Origin of the sequence: Streptomyces sp. SID13666 (assembly GCF_010548325.1) — a bacterium.
GTDB classification, from domain to species: Bacteria; Actinomycetota; Actinomycetes; order Streptomycetales; family Streptomycetaceae; genus Actinacidiphila; species Actinacidiphila fildesensis.
In genome coordinates this window covers 37,538-44,041 of record NZ_JAAGLX010000055.1, presented here as the reverse complement: position 1 = coordinate 44,041, position 6,504 = coordinate 37,538, and the positions used below count along the sequence as shown (strand labels likewise).

General features: G+C 73.0%; 8 protein-coding genes. 6 read left to right on the top strand and 2 right to left on the bottom strand.

Going from position 1 to position 6,504, the window contains the following annotated elements:
* From G3I60_RS38700 to G3I60_RS38685, 4 genes are all read left to right on the top strand, one after another.
* Nucleotides 1–353, top strand: a 353-nt coding sequence (locus G3I60_RS38700; RefSeq protein ID WP_275419011.1) for an urease accessory UreF family protein, incomplete at its 5' end; no start/stop codon positions are given.
* A gap of 62 nt (nucleotides 354–415) precedes the next feature.
* Nucleotides 416–1,108, top strand: coding sequence for an urease accessory protein UreG (gene ureG / locus G3I60_RS38695; RefSeq protein ID WP_164608341.1), 693 nt, complete (start codon nucleotides 416–418; stop codon nucleotides 1,106–1,108).
* Nucleotides 1,105–1,968 carry an urease accessory protein UreD gene (locus G3I60_RS38690; RefSeq protein ID WP_164608340.1) on the top strand — a complete coding sequence of 288 codons (864 nt, stop codon included), beginning with the start codon at nucleotides 1,105–1,107 and terminating at the stop codon, nucleotides 1,966–1,968. Before ureG ends, G3I60_RS38690 begins: the two co-directional genes overlap by 4 nt.
* Nucleotides 1,965–2,426 (top strand): type II toxin-antitoxin system PemK/MazF family toxin, encoded by a 462-nt coding sequence (locus tag G3I60_RS38685; protein WP_164298050.1) that lies wholly within the window; start codon nucleotides 1,965–1,967, stop codon nucleotides 2,424–2,426. The genes G3I60_RS38690 and G3I60_RS38685 overlap by 4 nt, the downstream gene beginning before the upstream one ends.
* A 50-nt stretch (nucleotides 2,427–2,476) precedes the next feature.
* On the opposite strand, the gene G3I60_RS38680 is transcribed toward G3I60_RS38685, so the two are convergent.
* On the bottom strand, nucleotides 2,477–3,349 hold the full coding sequence (locus G3I60_RS38680) for a LysR family transcriptional regulator (RefSeq protein ID WP_164298052.1): 873 nt from the start codon (nucleotides 3,347–3,349) through the stop codon (nucleotides 2,477–2,479).
* A gap of 76 nt (nucleotides 3,350–3,425) precedes the next feature.
* On the opposite strand from G3I60_RS38680, the gene G3I60_RS38675 reads away from it, so the two are divergent.
* Together G3I60_RS38675 and G3I60_RS38670 are read left to right on the top strand one after the other, a co-directional pair.
* Nucleotides 3,426–4,220 carry a hypothetical protein gene (locus tag G3I60_RS38675; RefSeq protein ID WP_164298054.1) on the top strand — a complete coding sequence of 265 codons (795 nt, stop codon included), beginning with the start codon at nucleotides 3,426–3,428 and terminating at the stop codon, nucleotides 4,218–4,220.
* 94 nt (nucleotides 4,221–4,314) lie between these two features.
* The gene (locus tag G3I60_RS38670; RefSeq protein WP_138354522.1) at nucleotides 4,315–5,913 is read left to right on the top strand and encodes an alpha/beta hydrolase; all 1,599 of its coding nucleotides are present in this window, start codon (nucleotides 4,315–4,317) and stop codon (nucleotides 5,911–5,913) included.
* Nucleotides 5,914–5,995: 82 nt separating this feature from the next.
* On the opposite strand, the gene G3I60_RS38665 is transcribed toward G3I60_RS38670, so the two are convergent.
* Complete coding sequence (locus G3I60_RS38665; RefSeq protein WP_138354523.1) at nucleotides 5,996–6,436, bottom strand: SHOCT domain-containing protein; 441 nt, start codon at nucleotides 6,434–6,436, stop codon at nucleotides 5,996–5,998.
* Nucleotides 6,437–6,504 lie beyond the last annotated feature (68 nt).

The following is a 6,504-nucleotide window of genomic DNA, read 5'->3' as shown; positions in this document are numbered from 1 at the left end:
TCGAACGGCTCGCCGCCGCCCGCCCGCGCGGCGCCCATCAGCCGATCGTGCTCGGCGTCACCGCCCGCGCCGCGGGCCTGACCCCACTGGACGCGGCGCACGTGGCGGCCTACGAATCCGTCACCGGCCCGACCACCGCCGCCGTCCGGCTGCTCGGTCTCGACCCCTTCTCCGTCGGCGCCGTCCTGGCCCGCCTCGCCCCCGAACTCGACGCCGTGGCCGAACGTGCCGCCCTGGCCGCCGCCCGCGCCGCGACGGAGGGTCTCCAAGCGCTGCCCGCCGCGTCCGCCCCGCTGCTCGACATCCACGCCGAGCAGCACGCCGCGTGGCCCGTCCGCCTCTTCGCCTCCTGACCCCGGGACGACCGCGAACCTCCCGACCGTCCGCCGCCATCCGACCGACCCCGGAGCCGACCATGCACCTCGACCACCCGGACACCTATCCCGAGCGCTACACCTACGGCACCCCCGCCCGGCGTCCCGACGGCACCCGCCGGGCCCTGCGGGTGGGCCTCGGCGGACCGGTCGGCTCCGGCAAGACCGCCACCGTCGCCGCGCTCTGCCGCCGGTTGCGCGACGAGCTGTCCATCGCGGTGGTCACCAACGACATCTACACCCGCGAGGACGCGGAGTTCCTGCTGCGCAACGCGGTCCTGCCCCCCGAGCGCATCAGCGCCGTGGAGACCGGCGCCTGCCCGCACACCGCGATCCGTGACGACATCTCCGCCAACCTCGAAGCCGTCGAGGACCTGGAGGACGCGGTCGGGCCGCTGGACCTCGTCCTGGTCGAGTCGGGCGGCGACAACCTCACGGCCACGTTCTCCAAGGGACTGGTGGACGCGCAGATCTTCGTCATCGACGTCGCGGGCGGCGACAAGATCCCGCGCAAGGGCGGGCCCGGCGTGACCACCTCGGACCTGCTGGTCATCAACAAGACCGACCTCGCCCCGCTGGTGGGCGCCGACCTCGGCGTCATGGCGCGCGACGCCGCGGCCCAGCGCGGCGACCTCCCGGTCGTCTTCACCGCGCTGACCGCCGAGGGCGGTATCGCCCCGGTCGCCGACTCGGTCCGCGAGCGGCTCGCCGCCTGGACCGCGGACCGGGCATGACCGCCGCTGTCGCGGGCGGGTTGCGCGCCGGTGGAGTCCGCGCCGCCGCCCGCATCACCGCCGTGGCCGACGGGCGCGGCGGAACCGCCCTGCCGGTGCTCGCCGGCGACGGTCCGTTCGCGCTGCGCCGCACCCGGGCCACCGGCCGCGGCGCCCAGGTCACGGTCATCGGCGCGATGAGCGCCCCGCTGGGCGGCGACCGGCTGGAGCTGTCCGCCGAGGTGGGCGCGGGCGCCGAGCTGACGGTGACCAGCGCGGCCGCGACCATCTCGCTGCCGGGCACGTCCGGTGAACCCGCCACGTACGACGTGCGGTTGGACGTCGGCCAGGACGCGGTCCTGCGCTGGTTGCCCGAGCAGGTCATCGCGGCCGCGGGCAGCGACCTGCGGATGACCACCCGTGTCGAGCTCGCGGCGGACGCCCGGCTCGTCTACCGCGACGAGCAGGTCCTCGGCCGCGCGGGGGAGCGGCCGGGGCGGCTCACCACCCGGCTGACCGTCCACCGCGCCGGGGAGCCCCTGCTGGACCAGGAGCTGTCGTTCGGTCCCGGCGTCCCGGGCTGGGACGGTCCTGCGGTCCTGCACCGGTACCGTGCCGTCGGCCAACTGCTCGTCGTGTCACCCGACTTCGTCCATGAGCCGCCGGCGGCCGCAATCCTCGCGGCGGACCCGGACGCCGGCCAGGCCGTCAGCACCCCGCTCGCCGGCCCCGCCGTCCTGGTCACGGCCGTGGCACCCGACGCGTTGTGCCTGCGCCGGCTGCTCGACACGGCGATACGCACGGTGATGCCGAACGGTGACGGTTCCGGTGCCCACCACCCGAAGACGGCCGCGGCAGGACGCGTTAGCGTGGCCGGATGAGCACTTCGATCAACGACGCAGCGGTACCGGCCCCGTCCCCCGGCCGCGAAGGCCCGACCGCGACGCGCGAGGCACAGCCCCACGAGGTCGGACCGGTACGCACGACGTACGCGCCCGACCGCGACGGCGACCCGGATCCCGGCGAAATCGTCTGGACATGGGTGCCGTTCGAGGAGAACGACGGCCGCGGCAAGGACCGGCCGGTGCTGGTGGTGGCCCGCGAGTCGGCCGGCACGCTGCTGGCGGTCCAGCTGTCCAGCAAGCGCCATGACGAGGACCGCGAATGGGTGCCGATCGGCACCGGTTCCTGGGACGCGGCCGGCCGCGAGTCCTGGGTCGACCTCGACCGCGTGCTGCGCGTGCACCCCGACGGGATGCGCCGGGAGGCCTGCGCGCTGGACCGTCCGCGCTTCGACCGCGTGGTGGAACGACTGACGGAGCGTTACGGGTGGAGCTGACCGCGCCCGCGAGTTGACCCTCCCGCATGGGCGCCCTTGCCAGGTCGCACTCACTCCGACGCGCTGAGCAGTTCCGTCAGGTGCAGCGCCGCCGGGCCCGGGTCGCCCCGGTGCAGCGTCTCCGTGCGGTGCACCAGCCGCGGAGCGGACAACGGCACGCCGCCGGCCCCGGCGACCGACGCCGGCAGCAGCGCCAGTCCGTGCCCGGCCCGCACCAGGGCGAGCACGGCCCGCACGTCCGTGCCGTCGTAACGCGGCCCGGTGCGGAAGCCGTTGCCGCACGCCGCGCGCAGTTCACCCAGCGGGATCGCGGCGTCCGGGGCGTCCAGCCACAGCGCGTCGATCAGGTCGGGCAGCCGCAGGCCGTCCCGTGCGGCCAGCGGATGACCGTCCGGCAGAAGGACGGCCAGCGGCTCCTCGCCGACGCCGGCCGAGCGCAGCGGACCGGCGTCGGGCAGCCGCAGCGGATCGCTGGGCGCCGCCGCGCCGTCCACCAGGCCGAGATCGACGTCACCGCAGGCCACCCCGGCGACGACTCCGGCCCGCTCCAGCAGCCGTACGGTCACGTCGGTGCGCGGCACCGCGGCCCGGAGCCGGGCGAGAGCGAGTGCCGTACGGTCGCCGAACGCCAGCGGGGACGCGCCGAGCACCAGCCGCGCCGCGGGGGAGTGCGCCGCCCGCACCACCTCGGCGCGGGCCGCCGCCATCCGCAGCAGCAGCGGACCCGCGTGCTCCAGCAGCCGGGTGCCCGCCTCGGTGGGCGCCACCGGCCGGCGGCCCAGCAGTTCCACCCCGAGATCGGACTCCAGGGCGGCGATGTGCTGCGAGACGGCGGACTGGGTGTAGCCCAGTTCCCCTGCGGCGGCGGAGAACGACGCGAGCCGGACGACGGCCGTGAAGGTGCGCAGCAGATGCGGATCCATGAGCATCAGTATCACTGATGGGGGGACCACTCATCATCGTTGGACGTGATGCCCGGCCGGTCGCAGGATGAACTCCATGACCACCGAACCTGCGGATATCGCCGCCACCGCCGCCGTTCCTGCCGCGCACCCCTCCCCGTACCCCGCCCCGCGGATCGCCCTGGTCGGCGACCGCTCTCCGTCCGTCCGCTCCCACCAGCGGGTCCCTGTCCTGCTGGACGCGCTGCGCGAGCGTCATGGGCTGCCGGCCGACGGGTACTGGATCCCGACGGAGGAGGCCGCCCGGCCCGGCGCCGTGGCCGGCTTCGACGCCGTCTGGCTGCTGCCCGGCAGCCCGTACCGCAGTGAGGCGGGCGCGCTGGCTGCGGTCCGCACGGCCAGGGAGAACGGCATCCCGTTCCTCGGGACCTGCGGTGGCTTCCAGCACGCGCTGCTGGAGTTCGCCCGCACCGTCTGCGGCCTCGGCGACGCCCGGCACGCGGAGAACAACCCCGACGGGGACGGTGATCTGCTCATCGCGCCGCTCGCCTGCTCCCTCGTGGGCCATGAGGGAGCGGTGCACACCACGCCCGGCTCGCTCGCCGAACGGCTGCTCGGCAGCCGCGGGACGCAGGAGCGCTTCCACTGCGACTACGGGCCGGTGACCGACCTGCTGCCGCGACTACGGGAGCACGGGCTGCGGTTCACCGGACATGACACCGACGGGCAGCCGAGGATCGCCGAACTGCCGGAGCACCCCTTCTTCCTGGCCACGCTCTTCCAGCCGGAACTCGCGGGGGACGGCTCGGTGCCGCATCCCTACATCCGCGGGCTCGCCGAGGCCGCCAGGTCGCACACCATGTCACGGGTTGGTAAAGAATCGCCGGTGTGACCTGTTCACAGCCACCTCACAGCCGAAAGGATCCTTTCGAATCTCTGTGATCACCGTGGCCACAAGTCGCGGGTCAGTAGGGGGAGGAATTTCCTTGAGACGCACTGTTGTGCTCGTCTCCACCGGCGCCCTCATAGCGGGCGCCATAGCCGCCGCTCCGGCGGCCACCGCCGGAGACAAGCGGCCCACCGGCCAGCACCGGCCGAGCGGACTCGCCGAGTCCATCGGCGTGCAGATCGCGGCCGCCCGTGCGGCCGAGAAGGGCATCGACTGGGCCACGTGTCCGGCCGACTGGGGCTTCCCGGCCCCTGTCCAATGCGGCTACGTCACCGTTCCGGTGGACTACGCCAAGCCGTTCGGCAAGACCATCAAGATCGCGGTCGACCGGGCCGGCAGCACCGGCACCCCGGCCGAGCGCCAGGGCGCACTGCTCTACAACCCCGGCGGCCCCGGCGGTTCGGGTATGCGGTTCCCGCTCCGGATCACCAACAAGTCGGCGCTGTGGGTGAACACCGCCAAGGCGTACGACTTCGTGGGCTTCGACCCGCGCGGCGTCGGCCACTCGGCGCCGATCTCCTGCCAGGACCCGCAGGAGTACGTGAAGGCCCCCAAGGCCGACCCGGTGCCCAGCGGTGAGGCGGACAAGCTCGCGCAGCGCAAGCTCGCCGCCGCGTACGCCAAGGGCTGCCTGGAGCGCACCGGCGCGCAGATGCTCTCGCAGATGACGACGGCCAACACGGCCCGCGACATCGACGTGGTGCGCGCCGCCCTGCACGAGAAGAAGCTGAACTACATCGGCGTCTCCTACGGCACCTACCTCGGTGGTGTGTACGCCACGCTCTTCCCGACCCACGTGCGCCGCATGATCATCGACAGTGTGGTCAACCCGGACGACGACCAGGTCTGGTACCAGAACAACCTGGACCAGGACGTGGCCTTCCAGGGTCGCTGGGACGACTGGAAGGCGTGGGTCGCCAAGTACGACTCCGTCTACCACATCGGTGACACCCCGGCGAAGGTGCAGACGCAATGGGAAGCCCTGCGCGCCGCCGCCAAGGCGAACCCGATCGGCGGGGTCGTCGGCCCGGCCGAGCTGCTCGGCTTCTTCCAGGGCGCTGCGTACTACGACTCGTCGTGGGCCAGCGTCGCGGGCGTGTGGAGCAAGTACCGCGCGGGTGACACCCAGGCGCTCGTCGGTGCCGCGGGACCGGACATGTCCGACACCGCGGGCAACATCTCGTCGGAGAACGGCACCGCGGTGTACACCGCGGTGGAGTGCACCGACACCAAGTGGCCGACCAGCTGGAAGAAGTGGGACCGTGACAACACGGAGCTCCACAAGAACTACCCCTTCCTGACCTGGTCCAACGCCTGGATGAACCTGCCGTGCGCCACCTGGGGCGTCAAGCAGCAGACCCCGGTCGACGTGCGGTCGCACCGCGGGCTGCCCGGTGTCCTCATCGTGCAGAGCACCCGTGACGCGGCCACGCCGTACACCGGGGCGCTCGAGATGCACCGGCGTCTGCAGGGCTCGGAGCTCATCACGGAGAACGGCGCCGGCTCGCACGGCGTCACCGGTCTGGTCAACCCGTGCATCAACAGCCGGGTGGACGACTACCTGATCAAGGGCAAGCTCGACGGTCACGACGTCGTGTGCACTCCGCACGCCGTTCCCGTGCCCGCTGCTTCCTAGGTCTCCCGGCTCGGTCGGAAACGCCTCGCCCCGGTCCTCGTGGACCGGGGCGAGGCGTTTCCGGGAGCCGTGACGGGCCAGGTCAGCGGAGCAGTTTGCGTTTCGCCCGCTCGAACTCCGGCCGGGTCAGCAGGCCGCGCTTCATCAGACCCGCGAGCCGCTCCAACTCGTCCGCCAGTGAGACGGGCGGCGGCGCGGCGGGCGTTCTGGGGGCCCGGGACTGCTTGCCGATCGCGGCCTCGACGGCCCTGCACAGCACCTCGAAGTCCGCCTGCTGCTCCTTGCCGAAGGACACCGAAGAGTCGGTTCTCGGAGCAGGGCCGCTGCCGGTGCCTCCCGTGTTTCCGCCCAGCAGGATGAAGCGGATGCTCCCGTAGCCGGTCCAGCCGGCGGCCTTCCAGCGGACGGCGCCGATCCGGGCGACCGGAAGCCGCTCCACCCGCTTGCTGAGCAGGCCGGGCCGCTGGATCGTCACCTGCTCACCGTCGAAATCGACGTGCACATTCCTGCTGCTGGCATCCATGTCGCCCCCTGAGCGCCGATGGACCGGAATCCTTCCACGGCGCAGGTCCGCGTGGGGCGATACGACGA